Genomic DNA, 15,852 nt, shown 5'->3' with positions numbered 1-15,852 from the left:
CTAATGTAATACTATACAAACATACATATTTTTTACCAGCAACCCAATATCAATTACGAATTACGTGTTAGGTATTAGGTGTTAGGTATTAGGTGTTAGGTGTTAGGTGTTAGGTGTTAGGTGTTACAACTTGACCCGAGACGAAGCGGAACAGAACGAAGCTAAACCTGACCCGAGGCGAAGCCGAACGGAGCGAAGCTAAACTTGAAACCTGAAACTTTTAACACTGAGACTGAGACTCACCCCCTTCAACATTCGTTATTCCGTGTTCAATCGTAAAGTGAATAGTAATGTAGTATCCTGAGCCTGTCGAAGGATCATCATTCCTTATTCAATCGTAATTCTTAATTCTTAATTATAAACTCCCCGTCCCTTCGAGTAGCGGAGCGTATCGAGAAGCCATTACCCATAAGTAATAAAATTCTTTATTGCAAAATAAATTTCTTATAAACCATTTTACCATTCCAATCAATAGCCAATATATAAGTACCAGCAGCTAAATGTCCTAATGATAATGTTGCTAAAGTTTCGTTTACATAAAGAATCACGTTTTCAATTAAACTACCATTCAATGAATAAATTGTAAACTGAATTGAAGACTTAACAGGATCCGCAAATTTTAAATTCACTATACCATCCGTTGAAGGATTAGGAAACAAAACCACTTGAATAGCATCGTTTTCATCAAAAGTTATGGAATTAATTAAAGTAGGATTAAAAATAGGTAATTTAACATAATTGCCACCCAGTACTTGATTAGCTTCGTCTTCTGACATACACAACCAATCCTGCATTACAGTTGTATACAACTGACGGTAATCAAATTGCATAGGAACTTGATTAGAAACTGTAGCATTAGTAGGTAAAACTGGCGAATTACCTATCATGCCCGGAACAGGATAAGTAGTATTAGCAACCATGGAAGGACTCGTGTTTAATGCACCACCAAAAAAGATAACAGGAGCGCCTGATCCGTGGTCAGTACCCATACTTGCATTACTTTTAATGCGTCTTCCAAATTCACTAAAAGTCATTCCAGTTACTTTTTCTTCTTTACCTATGAAACTAATTTCTTGTTGAAAGGCACCAATGGCTTGTGACAATAAAGTCAAATTTATAGCTTGTGCGCCTTGTGTTTTATCTAAACTATCAACCTGATTTTCATGTGTATCATGAGTTCTTGGATGATTAACAATATATACAGGTGTTTGCAACCCTCCATTAATCAATCGTGCTACTATTTTTAATTGATCAGCAAGTTTGTTAGCACTTGGATAAGTAACTCCTGAATTTAAAGGAACAGCATAAGCGGTTTGAATTGCACTTCTATAAACATTACTTTGATCTTTCATTAAGCGTAAAAATGACAATTCATGACCATAATCAGAATTCGGTGCAGGATCTGTAATTCCGTTGATTACATTTAATAATGTGGACGGATCAGGGGCACTATAACCCATATTCATATTTGGTCCTTGTAGAGAAAAAGGTAAAACTGAACCTATTTGTATAGCTAATGGATCGGGCATCTCAGCAGATGGATAGGCCATAGGATAATTCGGATATTTAATATCTAAAGCTCTTCCCAGCCAGCCACTATCAAGAGTTTGATTACTTCCGGAGGCTGTAAACCAAATATCTGTTGCCCTAAAATGACTATAATTAGGATTAGGATACGAAACACCTTGTACAATCATCATTTTACCATCATTATACAAATTTCTCATCTCTCCCATTGCCGGATGCAAACCTGTGGTATCATTTGCATTTAATGATAAAACACTAGATTGATTCATTAAAATATTGGACCTAGCATTAAATAAATTACTCCATTGATCTAATGGAAAAACAGTATTTAAACCATCATTTCCTCCATTTTGTTGAATGATAACCAATATTCTTCCACAATTAACCGCAGCAGCAGCCATTCTGTCAAGTGCATAACTATCTAGTTCTGATGAAGCAACAACAGGAAATCCTCTTAAAAGTAAAGGAGTTGATGCTAATGCTGCAGTCTTTATAAATGCTCTTCTTTTCATAAAAGTTAATTAGTTAGTGGACATATATGTTATCACTTTTATTTATTGGTGATTGCTTACGCAAACTTGTTGTTAATGGCGATTTCATATACTTACATAAGTTGATATTCTGCTAATTGTGTAATCGCTACGAGTAAACTTTTCAATCTAGATTTAACAATAGACGTAAAAGACGCATTTGATGGATTTCCAGTGTAATTTAACCATGCTGTAGTCCAATAACTATTATTAGTTTGATTCGATAATAAATTTTGTGTTTTTAAATTAGATTTCACACTGGCACTTAAATCTACCGGAAGTAAATATGCAATACATTCATTCACTAATGCGTCTGGATCAGCTACAATTGTAGGTGAAAATTGAGAAACCCATGCAATTACATCAACTTCAATCCTAGTCGACAATCCATTATATGTTAAGGTATAACCATTAAAAATTGCATCTATAAAGGCAGCGCGTTTCTGAATTGTGTTTGAATTGATCCAATATTCATGAAAATTCGGATTCTGATAATAAGCTGGCCATCCTGCTACATTTGGAACGGCACCCATAGTTTGATCCATAGGCGCTAAATAAGTTGAATGTAATGATGCCCAAACATAATATTGAGCTTGGAAATTTAAAGGATTAGCTACATTACAGTTAATATTAAACGTACGCAAACTACCTAAAACCAAATCAAAAGGCGATTTAATACAAACACCATAATTTGCCATATCATAAAAATGCTGACTCTTAAATAACTTATCTAATACGGGCGCAATTTCCCAATTATGAGCCACAAAATGTTGGGCTAAAGGAACAATAACATTGGCTTCAATATTAGCATCAATATCATAATAAACAAAATAACGATACAATCTTCTGCAAATATACTCCGAAACTACTTGTGACTTTGAAAAGAGCAAATCAATGAAAGCGTCTAATTCGGCACTACCATTGTTTGTAATTGTAGCATTGTTAAAAAAGGATGAAAATGTTTTGGTACTAGTATCATGTATTGAAGAAACAAAAGAGGTGGTTGTAGGATGAGTATTTAAATTTTGAACCCGCCATCCTGTTAAAACTTTTGCCGCAGCAACAACATCAGATTCCGTGAACTGACTTAATGGATCTTTTCCTAAAGTAAATAATTCCATTATTTCTCTAGCAAAATTTTCATCAGGTGCCGTAGTTGTATTTGCTTGATTATTTAAATAATACATCATAGCGGGTTGCGTAGCAATAGAGCGAATTAAAGTCTTAAAATTACCCAAAGCATTGGTTCTAAAATTTTGCAGGTATTCATACGATATACGTGCCGAATTTGTTGCACAATATGCATTTTGTGATGCTCTAATCGTACCAAAATCTACTGGAATCAAATGGTACCAAAACCAAGTCATTTTCTCTCTTATTGTCAACGACTGATTTAATCCTAATCCAATGTTCCAATAGGAAACGCCATTCATTCGGTATAAATTGGTAGTACTTCCAACCGTATTTGAATTAAATGCATGTTGGGTCCAATCACTACCATAACTTATATTACCTTCATCAGCAAAAATATTTTGATAATAATTCACAGGTGGTGTAATAGTTGAAACGGGGATATTCAAAAGTGTATTCACTGCAGCTTGCATGCCTAAACTTGCTAAACCGCTTACATCTGAATAGGTAATCCCAAATTGTGTTCTACGAAGAAGATGAAGCACATTAGAAGTATTCCATGCACCCGAATAGGGCGTCAAACCACTCGTAATAGCTCCTATCCTATCTACTTCATTACTAGTACTCGACTGAAAACGCCTACCGCGATAATTTTTACGCTTATATTTTTTAAACAAGGGATCTTCACTAACTGAATGAGGTAGAAATAGATTTTTAAATAACTGTCTTCGTGATTTGTTTACACTCATAATAAAATGTAGGGGATTAAAAACCAATTAGATAGTAAAAATAAAAAAAAGTTTAATACAAAAACTAAATCAAGTACTATTACTTTATTTTAGTGTAAAGAATTTGCTGCGCAGCAATAAACACTCAAAACCCCACCAATTTAGCTTGATAATTATCTTTAAATTCCGAAACAGGTATTGAAGCATCTAACCAAGCTGCCTCTGCCCCTTTTTGCAAAACAACAGGCATACGGTTTTTAGTATTGTGAATGTAAGTCATAATATCTGTGGCCTGCGTTGTAACCATCGTAAAAGAATGATACGGCTGGTCAGCAACTAGCGCGGTTGTATACAATCCAGCCATAGCAAACAATTCATCTTCTTGTGAGTATATCGTAAATTGCGTCTTCTTTTTTAATAGTAGTACCAATATAAGTACATGCTAATTATGTTTTATAGTAGAAAATAGAATGTTATTTTCTACTATTTACTCTTTAATATCCCACTCAATTTCTTCTATTCGTTTAGAAAGAAATACTAAAGTTTCAAAAACCTCATTTTCTGTGGGCGGCTTTATTTTACCAATAAGGAGTTCATTGAATTTTGAGCTAGAGTAAACCTTTTTCAAAGTATTCCAAACCATCTCAGTTTTACTAAAAATTAGCGCATTCATCGGGTGGTTGTACAACCAATTTTTATCGTTAGGTATTGCTTTGTCATCATCTTTAGCAACTTGTAGCAACATGGTGTCAAATAAAGCGGAATTAACAAAGTCCTTGATGTTATCAAACTTCATTAACAGCGTTAAATCATAAGTATGACGAACTTTATTAGCTAAATCTTCAAGTGGATTTTCTGTATATGAAAATCGAACTAAACTAATTATCTTCTCACATAAAGTACGTTCAACAGCTAATGCTCTAACTTCAAAATCTTCTAATCCAAATTGAGCTATTAATTCAGTCGATGGAGTTGTTTTAATATAATCGGCAATCAATGTTCCAATTTTTTTGACATGATTGGGTTCAGTATTACCCACATGAGAAACTTCCAATGCTATATTTTCTCTCACTTCGCCATAAGTTCCCTTTACACCAACTTTCGGAAAAGAATAAATTATCTTTCTAATACTACCTTTTTTATTTGTATTTGGGTCATCTGGTACAACTTCTAGGATAGATTTATCAATTACATTAGTAACATCTTTTAATCTTTCTTTCAAAGCATTTCCGCTATCGCTATCATTTTTTACAACAACAATATCAATATCTTCCGAAAATCGTTGAATTACATTATAGCATTTTGATAATGAAGTACCACCTTTAAAAACAATCAATTTTTTTACTTCTGAATGAAAAAATTGATGCAATGCATATGTAATCCAATAATCTTTTTCAATAAAAATCTCAGGTATTCCAAAATAGTTTGCAGCAGCTACAATAGCACCTTCAAAGTTGTTTTTATCTAAATGTAAATTCATCATACTATATTCCAAGAGTTAACAGTCGAAAGCATTTTAGGAGTAATTCCATACTGATAACTACTTGAGGGATTTATCGATTTTTTCAATAAAGAAAGGTTGGTTGTGTTAACATTCATTGCTTCCAAAAGCGCGCCAAGCAAAGCTCTAACTTTTGGCGGATAAGCAACACCATAAGTAATTAATTTTTTTAATTCTGTGGCTTCGAAGTTATAAATCACTTTTTTTAAATAAACAAGTCCATCACTTTTTTGTAAGTCTGGAATAGTATTCAAATCTTTAATAACATCCAATAGTTCCAAATATTTTACAGTATCGGCAGTTACTTTCACATAACTTTTTGCTGGCTTAATCACAATATTACCTGCTTTACCTTTAATTTGCTTGTCTAATGAAGCCACTCGTATAGAACTAGGGACTTGTGTAGTTAAACCTAATCTATTATACAATTTCGTTCCAGTAATATAGGCAACTTGTTTGTTTTTCTCAAACAAATAAAGCGAAAGTAAAACATCTTCTCTAGGTTTTTGTTCGCCAAATACCGTAACTTTTGGCTTATAGTAAAAACCTTTTCTAGCTCTTTTTATAACTCCTTTATCAACTAATCGACTTAATGCTTTAGCACCAGCAATAATTTCATTTGAAGTCAATCCAAGTGTATCATATCCGAATACATCTCCTGTATCTATTCGATTTATTTTAGCTGTTATTTTATCTGTTACTTTCATATTCAGGAACAAATATAAAGATTTTATTTTAAATGTCAAGTTTTTTCCATGATTTACCTGACATTATATATGCAGTATAAACTATATCATAATAATAAATTACATAAGGAATTATTTTTTTACGGTTTTAATGAAAGAATATTACCTAGCATATCTTTATTATCACGACCGCTATGGACTGGTTTTCTGATTGATTTTACTATTCTTTTCAGTCCAGTTGAAGAAAGAGCTCAACATTCTTAAACTCTTTTGCTTCGCCTATTTTCTTTGCTCGAGCCTGTATCTCATTAGAACCTGAAACAAGTTCAGGTTGACAAGCGTTATGTTTTTTTGTCATTTCTACGCAGGAGAAACGTAAGTTCAGCGAAGCTAAATCGCATCCTTTACTCTCGTTATAAGATTTCTCCCGTAGGTCGAAATGACAAACGATAACCTCTTGTTGTTGCCTTCGAGTGCCTATTACTGTTGCCTGAGGTACTCGAAGGCAACAACAGTAAACGGTGGCTGATCACGATTCTTCGGGACTCGAAAGGGTGGCTGAGGCTCTCGAAGCCACTATTTTCTCAAATCCCTATATGCTTTTGCTAGTTCAGGCAACAAATCACTTTTACCTTCAATTAGGGATTCTTTCTTTTTTCTGCTCCAGCCCTGAACTTGTTTTTCTCGATAAAATGCCTCGTCTATTCTAGAATATTCTTCATAATATAAAAGAGTAACAGGTAAGCGCTTCTTGGTATGATTAGCCCCCTCACCATTTTGATGCTGTTCTAATCTTCGTTCTAAATCTATAGTACTACCCGTATAATAACTACCATCAGAACATAAAAGTATGTACATGTATCCTTTCATAATTAATCAATTAAATGGTGGCTTCGAGTGCTCTGTTGTTGCCTTCGAGTCCCTCAGGCAACAACAGGAAATGATGGCTGACTTCTCAAAACGGTGGCTGAGCTTGTCGAAGCCACTGTTTCACTCCACTAAACTTCGTTTCGCACACGAGCGGCGAAGATTTGAAAAAAATAATGTTAGTTACTAACTCTTATTCCTTTTTCTTGTAATTGTAGTAATTCTTTAATCTTTGACATATCTTGTCCTTTAGAAGAACAAAACTCTATTATATCATTCTCAATTAAATATTGAATACTTTCTGCTTTATCCGAAATAGATTTAATTTTTTGAAATAACGCTTCTTTTATTTTTCCCGAGTTGAAATCTTCTTCATTTCCAATTAATACATTGTGAACCAACCAATTTCTTTGCTCTATAAAAGTACTTAACTCCTTTTCAATATCCGAATCAAAAAATTTCTTTTCTATTGCAATTTTAATTGCGGTACCTAAAGTATAACGCTGCTGTTTTTTTAAAAACGCATCAGCTTTTTCTTTTGTTTCGTCAGGATTCATTTTAATAGTAATTGAATAACTTAAAGCTTGTTCTACTATTTGAATTTTTAACAATGCTTCTCCAAGAAAACAATATAAGGTAATTTCATTAGTATTGGCTATTATCTTTTTCATGTTTTTTCTAAGCCCTCCACTCTTTATACTGTCCTTCTGCTTGTTCCATGATTTCTTGAAGAATAGCATTTAATTCTAAAATACTTACTTTCCCACGCAACTCTTTTTTAACGGCTAGTCTGATTGCTGCCTTAGCATCTTCTTTGTTTGTCCAGTCGATTTGTAGGTTGCTTTTTACGGCTTTTACTACGTTGTGAACCACGTCTTGAATAGGACCCGCTTCGTTGATGATGTCTTTTTTTGCCGCTAAAATATCATAGAACGCTAACTCTTCATCCGACAAACCTAATTCCGATTTACGTTTGTCTTCGTCTTGCATTTCCTTAGCACGTTCTACTAATTCTGCAATTGTGGTGTACGAATCAATTGCATTGGCGTGGTAACGGTCAATGACTTTTTCTAATTCTTCTTTTAGCGATGTGTATTTTTTAATATTCTGAGGCAAACGCATTCTAATTTCGTCTTTCAAAATATTCTTTAAAAGCTCAATCTTAATGGCAATGCTGTCTTTATCTTTTTTAACGCCCAATAAGAATTGCTCATCTAAAATAGAAATATCGGCTTTCTCAATACCTGCCATGGCAAATACATCAATAATATCATCCGATTCAATACTTCTACTAATCAATTCCTTGATTTCGTTTTGAGTGGCTCTACCATTTCCTTTTACCGTTTTAGCATTTCGTATGGCTTTTGAAACGTGTTGCGAAAACAAAATATCAATGGCAAATTCCTGAATTTCGGGTTGCGATTTTACAATGGATAACAAACCAGTCAATTTCTTTTCTTCCATCATAAATTGGTCGGCAACTTCATCATATTTCAATAAAGCGTTTAAAGCTTGTTTTACCAACAACATTTTATCACTTTCACGTAAAGCTTTCCACTGACTGTAATCAATAGTCTCGGGTAACATATTTTTACAAGCTTCCACTTGATTGAAGAACATATTTAAAGCCTGTTCCATATCAATGGTAGGTTCTCCTTTTCCACCGCCACCTGTATATTTATCGGTTGCTTTTCTTAATTGGTCGCCAATACCGATGTAATCTACAATAACTCCCGAAGGTTTATCTTTAAATACACGGTTGGTTCTGGTAATGGCTTGCATTAGATTATGCCCTTTCATAATCTTATCTACATACATCGTATGCACACAAGGCGCATCAAATCCTGTTAACCACATATCACGAACAATAACAATTTGCAACGGGTCTTTCGGATTTCTAAAACGTTTCTTTAACGCTTCGGTAGCTTCTTGTGTTCTAATATGCGGATTCCATGCTACTGGGTCTTTAGAAATATTTCCTGTCATTACCACCGCAATTTCAGGACAGCCTTCTAATTGCGATAAAGCCTCATACATTTTCACGCTATTTCTTCGGCTCATACACACAATCATAGCTTTTCCTGGTAAGGTTTCGGTACGCTTAGTAAAATGACTCAATATATCTTTAGCAATCTTTTCTACACGTTCTTGTGAACCTGCGGCATCTTCTAAAGCAGCCCATTTTAAGTTGCCACTATCTTCTTGTTCCCAAGTTAGTAAATCTACATCCGAATCTAAATTTTCATTCGCTAAATGCAACTTGGCTAAACGGGGTTCGTAATAAATAGGAACTGTTGCTTTATCATCTACGGCTTGTTTGATGTCGTACACGTGAATGGTTTCTCCAAACACTTCTTGCGTATCGGCATCTTTGCTATCTACTGGCGTTCCTGTGAATCCTATAAACGAAGCATTAGGTAAGGCTTTACGCAAATTAGAAGCAAAACCATCTAACAAACCATATTGCGTTCGGTGGGCTTCATCAGCCATGACAATGATGTTTTCACGTTCCGATAAAATGGGATGTTCTAATTCTCCTAAAGAATCTTCATTACTTGATTTCAAACGGAACTTTTCAATTGTGGTAAAAATAACGCCACCACTTCCTGTAGAAAGCAAACGTCTTAAATCATCGGTAGAATCGGCATGTTGTACATCGCCTACTAAGTCTTTAGCTAATACAAAGTTTTCATACAATTGAAAATCCAAATCACTTCTATCTACTTGTACTACGATGGTTGGATTTTTTAATTCGGGTAAGCTTCGTAAGATACCTGCGTAAATCGCCATCGAAATACTTTTTCCGCTTCCTTGTGTGTGCCAAATGACCCCAATACGCCCATCGCCATAAGGACGAATGGCTTTTTTAGCGGCTTCAACTGCAAAGTTCACCCCAAAGAATTGGTGGTATTTTGCGCCTTTTTTAATCAGTGTCCCATTGTGGTCTTCAAAAAAGACAAAGTTTTTAATGTAATTCAGTAAGCGTTCTTTTGGAAACAAACCGAATAACAAGGTATGCATCTGAAAATCGTCTTCTACTATGGTAGTCCCGTTTATACTTTTCCAAGCCGCATACCATTCGTTGGAAGCGTTGAACATACCGTGTTGGGCTTCGTTACCATCGCTTACTATAGTGGCTACATTGTATTCAAACAACAACGGAATATCTTTGGTGTAATGTTGGATTTGATTGAATGCTTCTTGTAAATTGGTATTTTCATCAAACCAATTTTTTAATTCAAAAACGATTAAAGGTAAACCATTTACATACACAATCACATCAGGACGGCGTTTGTTTTTGCCTTTAATACTCAATTGATTCACTACCCAAAAAGTATTGTTTTCAGGGTTTTGAAAATCTATAGGATACACGTGAACGGCTTTTTCGTTACCGTTAGCGTCTTGATATTCGTAATCTAACCCTTTGGTTAGTTTTAAATGAAAATCACGGTTGCGATACAACAAATCAGCGCCTTTATTGTTTACAAACTCCGCCACAATTAACGGATACAACTCCGCAGGCAAATGCGGATGCTGTTGTTGTATAAACGCTAACAACGTAGTTTTATCTACCACTTCGTTTTCTGGAAACGTAAACGTAGTGCCGTGTATGTGGCTATACCCTAAATCGGTTAACCAATCGATGGTAGCTTGTTCTATTTTGGCTTCTGTTGTCATATATAATTATGAATGATGAATTACGAATTATGTTAAATAGCTTAACACATTCATAATTCGTAATTTTTAATTCGTAATTGATTCCCTAAACTCCTTCAACCGCACCTCACCACTAATTAACTTAGGCAATAAGGTATCGCGCAATTGGGTTAGGGTTTGGTTTTCGGTTAGATTTTCTAAAATTTGATTAAAAATTGGCTCAATTATTTTTTGAAATTCTTGTTTGTGAATTTCATTTGGAATAGCTAAAAAAGTTTCTTTTAGATGACTTAATTTAATATGTCCCATTGTTGTTGCTCTATCAGCGGCAATAGCTTTAAAATGAGCAATAATATTTTTTAATAAAAAATAAAGAGTTTCAATTGATAAACTACCATTAGGTAATACATTAAAAATATGTTGATTTAATAAAGCTTCTCCTTTATCCCAAAGAAAAATATCAAGTGTAGCAGACCATGAAAATAAAACCGAACCATTATTTATAATTTGTTCTTGTTTAACTTCTTTGGTTGATTTACCAGTGTTTTTTGTTATGCCACCATTTAACTCAGAAATCTTAATAACATATTTTCCTTCATCGACAAGCTCACTTGGTTTAAAAGCAGCTCCATTGACATAATTCGCAATGTCATATACACTCTTCACCTCCCAACCCTTAGGAATCCTTCCTAACTCGCTTTCTACAAATTCACCGTCTTGAAACGGACCAAAATCAACAAACCAGTGTTTGTATAATGCCATAGCCATTTCTTCTAAGGTTTTGTTGATGGCTAGGTTGTTTTCGATTTTGTCGTCGATGGTGGAAAGGATGGCGGCGATAGATTTTTGTTCTTGGAGTGGTGGAAGTTTAATCTCTAATTTATTTAAATCATTAATTGTTATTTGAGATTGTGCTGAACCACTGTCTAAATATCTTAATGTATTCAAAAAATAATTATAGTAAAAAAACTTATTTTCTACATTTTTTTGATTTAAATCAATTTTTATAGAAAGATTAGTCAAAAAACAATTCTCTTTCACAATCTTTACGTCACCTGTACCACCAACACCTCTAGCAACAATAATAATATCACCTTTACTGCAATTATATTCTGAATATTTGTACTGATATTTATATCCTGAATAAGTTGGATAAATCCCTTTTCCTAAAAGTTCTTTTTTGGGCATTTTCCCATATGAAAAGTTAGCAATATCTCCGAGTTTATATGTTTTCCAGTTGTTTGACATTTATTGTATTTTATGATAAATATATTTTTTCAATAATAGGTAACAAGTTTTCATTGTAATGTAAATATTCTTGTTTGCTTACTCCCCAAAAACCAATATCTGGCTTATTTGTATGAGAAATTGAATTTTGGTTTCTTCTTTCAAAAAAATCAGTTATGAATTTTACTTCCGCTAATTTGTGACCTAAATCATTCATTTTGTTTTTAATTTCTAAAGAAGTTACTTCCTTAGAGTCCATATGTTTAATTTCAAAAAAATATTGAAACTCATTTAAAAAATGATTAAAACATACATTATAAAAACCTAATTTTTCACCAACAACTCTTTGTTTGATTTGTTGTATTAATGCCACACAATTATCATCTGATAAAAAAGCAGAATCATAAATTGGTCTGAAATTATTAAGTTGAAATGAATCACCAATACTCTTGAATAAAATTGAAAAATATTTATTTTCTAATTGAATCAAATTAGAAAGTATTTTCCTTGATTCAGAGATAAAATAAGCATACTCTTTTTCTAATTCTTCTTTTTTAGCATCTTTAAGTTGACCAATTAAAAATTGTATTTGATGCAAAAATTTATCTAAAACCGAAACTTTTTGAGTAATACTATTATTATTTGAAAAAGAGTTCTTTAAAGATTCAAAGAAACTTAATCTTATTTCCTTATCAATTGTTAATAAATGAAGTATTACCTTGTTTTTTATTAATATGAAGTCTAAACATTCAAAATCACTAAATATTTGGGATTCTATAATTTTATTAATCGCTTCTTTACTTTTTGAATAATTCAAACATTCTTTGTGAATCAAAATGTAATTTAAAAAAGCAGAATCTTTATTATCAATTTCAAGCTGAGATAATTGATTGGTTTGTTGTTTTAATGAGACAAGTATATCAATACAATTATCAAATATTTCTGGTGCTTTTTTATTTTCAATATCTATTTTTAAAATAGAATCATTTAAAAAATCTTCATCAAACTCTTGTTCAAAAGGACTTTCAAAACCAGTTAATTTTAAAAAATCAATTTGATCATTTATATCTTTAATAATAGTACGGTCTGATTTTGATGTACTTACTGAAAGTTTTAATTTATCAATTAAAAAATCAGCTATTTTATTCTCAATTGTATAGATTTCTTCTCTAATTTCTCTTGTATTCCTTTCAGAATCTTCTTCAAAAATTAAATAAAAATCATCAACATATCTTAAATATTTAAACTTCTCATTATTTAAAAAATTATCAACTATGAACTCATCAAAATCAGATAAATAAATTGAACTTAAAAAACTTGAAAAAATGTTTTGAGATGATACTGGTAAACCTTTTGTATCTGCCATTATAAATTTAAAAAAAAACTCTATAGCTTCTTTAGAGTAATCATCATAATTATTCTTTTTCTTAGATGTTGGATTGGATTTCCTATCAATAATTTCTAATAAAAGTTGATGATCAATACTATAAAAAAATGTTTTAATATCTAATGAAATTACATATTTAATCTTACCTTCAACTGGCTCTGTGTATTTTTCTTTTAGTTTTAAAAATTCTTGATAGTCTTGATAGTAAAAAATATTTGAATTATTAGGATTTTCAAAATTTATTCTTCCGCCATAAAATGTTTTAAAAGATTTTTTTGAAGATAATTCAATTATGTCATTAATATACTTTTCTAATAATTCATAAATATAAAAACCTAGAGAATAATACATTACAAGTAAATCTTTAGAAAGAAAATGAAATTCTCTTATCTTATAAGCTCTTTGAATATTATAGTAACTTAGTGAGAAAAATTTATTTTGAAAATAATAAAACGCATCTCTTTTTACATATTCCTGATAAAACTTTTCAATTTCAATTGGAGTTGTATCATTTTTGTAAATAGATAAATCTGAAACATTATATAAAGGGTTTGTCTGAGATAATTGCAAACTCAACAAGTCTACAGCTTTTGATATATGCTCTTGTTTGATATAAAATCCTAAATTAAAATTTCTAGGCATAAATTAAATTTTATTAAAGTTTTCTATAATCTTTTGCTGTAACTCATTCCCTCTAGCAAACTGTTCTTGTAAAATAGCTTGTAAACTTGCCATTTTGTCTTCAAACAAAATACCGTCGTCTTCTACTTCTTCGGTGCCTACATAAATACCAGGGGTTAGTTTGTAGTCTTGTTTTTGTACTTCTTCTAAAGTGGCAGCGTAGCAGTAGCCGTCTATGTTTTCGTATTTGGCGGCTGAGGCTCTCGAAGTCCGCCAAGCATGGTAGGTTTGGGCAACTTTTTCAATATCAGCATCAGTAAACACACGTAGTTTTCGGCTTTCCATAGTACCCATTTTACTAGTATCTATAAAAAGGATTTCGTTTGTACGTTCACGGTGTATTCCGTCTTTACCATCTCGGTTTTTACTTAATATAAATATACACGCAGGTATACCCGTAGTTAAAAACAATTTATCGGGTAAACGTACAATACAATCAATCATACTGTTATTTACCATAAACTCACGCACGTTTTTCTCGCCCTTGTTATTGGAGGTCATGGCGCCGTTTGCCATTACCACACTCGCTGTTCCTTTGTTGCTCAAATGGCTCCAAAAGGTTTGCATCCACATAAAGTTGGCATTACCATCGGTAGTAAACTCTTCTTTGGGTCCAAATAAACGTGGGTCGTTTTCGGGTAAGTCTTCAGGGTGCCATTGGCTCACGTTAAAAGGTGGGTTCACAATAATGTAATCGGCTTTTAAATCAGGAAACTGGTCGTTCAATAAAGAGTCGCCCAAACGAACATCAAAAGATAAATCACGCAAGGCTAAGTTCATTTTGCACAAACGCAGCGTGCCATCATAACGTTCTTGTCCGTAAATAGCAATGTTACGTTTGTCGCCACCATGGCTTTCTAAAAACTTCAAAGATTGCACAAACATACCGCCACTACCACAAGCGGCATCAAAGATTTTACCTTCATAGGGTTCAATCATTTCTACCATCAAACGCACGATACTGCCAGGCGTAAAAAACTGCCCTGCACCAGAACCTTCTGCCAAAGCAAACTTACCAATGTAGTATTCATACACACGCCCTAGTACATCGCTTTCAGGGTTTTCCTTTTGCGATAACTTAGGATTAGAAAGCAAATTAATCAGTCCACCCACTTGGCGAGCTGTCAATTGGCTTTTTACAAAAATACGTGGTAAAATCCCTTTTAAATCGGGTCTAAACTTTGCCAAAGTAGCATCTAACACATCAAAAGCATCATCTATAATTACTTTTATGTTGTCTTGTTCGGCATTGGCTTTTAAGTATTCCCAAGTGGCTTCTTTGGGAATGATATAGACATTTTTAGATAAATATTCATCCGCATCTTCCAACACATAGTTGATTTCTGCTTCATCTGTCGTAAAATAATTGGAATTTTTGTCGTGTATTAAAGCCGTCAATTCTTCTCTTCGCATTTCATATCGCTCTGACATGTGCTTTAAGAAAATCATCGGCAACACATAGTCTTTGTATTGATTTTCAGCTACTGCGCCACGCAATTCGTTGGCGGCTTTCCAAAGTTCTTGTTCAAAATTAATATCGGCTTTTACGGTAGTTTTACTCATGCTGGATTTAAAAAAGTATTTGTTTCAAACCTACTAAAAAAAATCAACAATTACAATACACATGATTTAGTGTATAATTCAATTTTTTGTAGAAAATTATTTTAGTATGAATAGAAAAACGCCTATATTTACACCATCATTTCGATACGATTAGCGGGAACTAGTCGAGGCTTTCGAAAGAAATTTAGCTCAAAAACGGGTAACTAGCTCCATTTTTTTGAGCTTTTTTTATGCTTTTTTGTTTAAAATAGTGCTGTTTTTGGTACTCTTTTTTTCGTTTTTTTTACTCATTTCCTCCCATTTTTTTCTTTAAGCAAAAAAATCAGTTCGTCAGGTCGAGTTTTTCAATTCGTCAGGTCGAGTTTTT

11 protein-coding genes are annotated in these 15,852 nt (G+C 33.0%); all 11 read right to left on the bottom strand.

What is annotated here, in order from left to right:
* Window positions 1–425: 425 nt before the first annotated feature.
* Window positions 426–2,039: a DUF1501 domain-containing protein gene (locus RF683_RS04090; protein ID WP_309532928.1), complete on the bottom strand. Its 1,614-nt coding sequence runs from the start codon at window positions 2,037–2,039 to the stop codon at window positions 426–428.
* Between the two features lie 92 nt (window positions 2,040–2,131).
* The gene (locus RF683_RS04085; RefSeq protein ID WP_309532927.1) at window positions 2,132–3,937 is read right to left on the bottom strand and encodes a DUF1800 domain-containing protein; all 1,806 of its coding nucleotides are present in this window, start codon (window positions 3,935–3,937) and stop codon (window positions 2,132–2,134) included.
* A gap of 124 nt (window positions 3,938–4,061) precedes the next feature.
* Window positions 4,062–4,346, bottom strand: a complete 285-nt coding sequence (locus tag RF683_RS04080) for an SOS response-associated peptidase family protein (RefSeq protein WP_309532926.1) — start codon at window positions 4,344–4,346, stop codon at window positions 4,062–4,064.
* Window positions 4,347–4,403: 57 nt separating this feature from the next.
* Window positions 4,404–5,399: a nucleotidyl transferase AbiEii/AbiGii toxin family protein gene (locus RF683_RS04075; protein ID WP_309532925.1), complete on the bottom strand. Its 996-nt coding sequence runs from the start codon at window positions 5,397–5,399 to the stop codon at window positions 4,404–4,406.
* Window positions 5,396–6,124: a DUF6088 family protein gene (locus RF683_RS04070; protein ID WP_309532924.1), complete on the bottom strand. Its 729-nt coding sequence runs from the start codon at window positions 6,122–6,124 to the stop codon at window positions 5,396–5,398. Before RF683_RS04070 ends, RF683_RS04075 begins: the two co-directional genes overlap by 4 nt.
* A gap of 555 nt (window positions 6,125–6,679) precedes the next feature.
* Window positions 6,680–6,973, bottom strand: a complete 294-nt coding sequence (locus RF683_RS04065; RefSeq protein ID WP_309532923.1) for a GIY-YIG nuclease family protein — start codon at window positions 6,971–6,973, stop codon at window positions 6,680–6,682.
* A gap of 176 nt (window positions 6,974–7,149) precedes the next feature.
* Window positions 7,150–7,641: a hypothetical protein gene (locus RF683_RS04060; RefSeq protein ID WP_309532922.1), complete on the bottom strand. Its 492-nt coding sequence runs from the start codon at window positions 7,639–7,641 to the stop codon at window positions 7,150–7,152.
* A 7-nt stretch (window positions 7,642–7,648) separates the two neighbouring features.
* Window positions 7,649–10,648: a type I restriction endonuclease subunit R gene (locus tag RF683_RS04055; protein ID WP_309532921.1), complete on the bottom strand. Its 3,000-nt coding sequence runs from the start codon at window positions 10,646–10,648 to the stop codon at window positions 7,649–7,651.
* 66 nt (window positions 10,649–10,714) lie between these two features.
* Window positions 10,715–11,875 carry a restriction endonuclease subunit S gene (locus RF683_RS04050; RefSeq protein ID WP_309532920.1) on the bottom strand — a complete coding sequence of 387 codons (1,161 nt, stop codon included), beginning with the start codon at window positions 11,873–11,875 and terminating at the stop codon, window positions 10,715–10,717.
* A 10-nt stretch (window positions 11,876–11,885) separates the two neighbouring features.
* Window positions 11,886–13,883 (bottom strand): reverse transcriptase domain-containing protein, encoded by a 1,998-nt coding sequence (locus RF683_RS04045; RefSeq protein ID WP_309532919.1) that lies wholly within the window; start codon window positions 13,881–13,883, stop codon window positions 11,886–11,888.
* A gap of 3 nt (window positions 13,884–13,886) precedes the next feature.
* Window positions 13,887–15,485 (bottom strand): type I restriction-modification system subunit M, encoded by a 1,599-nt coding sequence (locus tag RF683_RS04040; protein ID WP_309532918.1) that lies wholly within the window; start codon window positions 15,483–15,485, stop codon window positions 13,887–13,889.
* Window positions 15,486–15,852: the final 367 nt, after the last annotated feature.

Origin of the sequence: Flavobacterium sp. 20NA77.7, assembly GCF_031326205.1 — a bacterium.
Classification (GTDB): Bacteria; Bacteroidota; Bacteroidia; order Flavobacteriales; family Flavobacteriaceae; genus Flavobacterium; species Flavobacterium nakdongensis.
This window is presented reverse-complemented; position numbering and strand designations above follow the sequence as displayed.

Bases quoted from the DNA above. Each gene is read 5' to 3' on its own strand.
- RF683_RS04075 (WP_309532925.1), bottom strand. From the start codon at position 5,399: ATGATGAATTTACATTTAGATAAAAACAACTTTGAAGGTGCTATTGTA.
- RF683_RS04060 (WP_309532922.1), bottom strand. From the start codon at position 7,641: ATGAAAAAGATAATAGCCAATACTAATGAAATTACCTTATATTGTTTT.
- RF683_RS04045 (WP_309532919.1), bottom strand. From the start codon at position 13,883: ATGCCTAGAAATTTTAATTTAGGATTTTATATCAAACAAGAGCATATA.
- RF683_RS04090 (WP_309532928.1), bottom strand. From the start codon at position 2,039: ATGAAAAGAAGAGCATTTATAAAGACTGCAGCATTAGCATCAACTCCT.
- RF683_RS04050 (WP_309532920.1), bottom strand. From the start codon at position 11,875: ATGTCAAACAACTGGAAAACATATAAACTCGGAGATATTGCTAACTTT.
- RF683_RS04055 (WP_309532921.1), bottom strand. From the start codon at position 10,648: ATGACAACAGAAGCCAAAATAGAACAAGCTACCATCGATTGGTTAACC.
- RF683_RS04065 (WP_309532923.1), bottom strand. From the start codon at position 6,973: ATGAAAGGATACATGTACATACTTTTATGTTCTGATGGTAGTTATTAT.
- RF683_RS04070 (WP_309532924.1), bottom strand. From the start codon at position 6,124: ATGAAAGTAACAGATAAAATAACAGCTAAAATAAATCGAATAGATACA.
- RF683_RS04040 (WP_309532918.1), bottom strand. From the start codon at position 15,485: ATGAGTAAAACTACCGTAAAAGCCGATATTAATTTTGAACAAGAACTT.
- RF683_RS04085 (WP_309532927.1), bottom strand. From the start codon at position 3,937: ATGAGTGTAAACAAATCACGAAGACAGTTATTTAAAAATCTATTTCTA.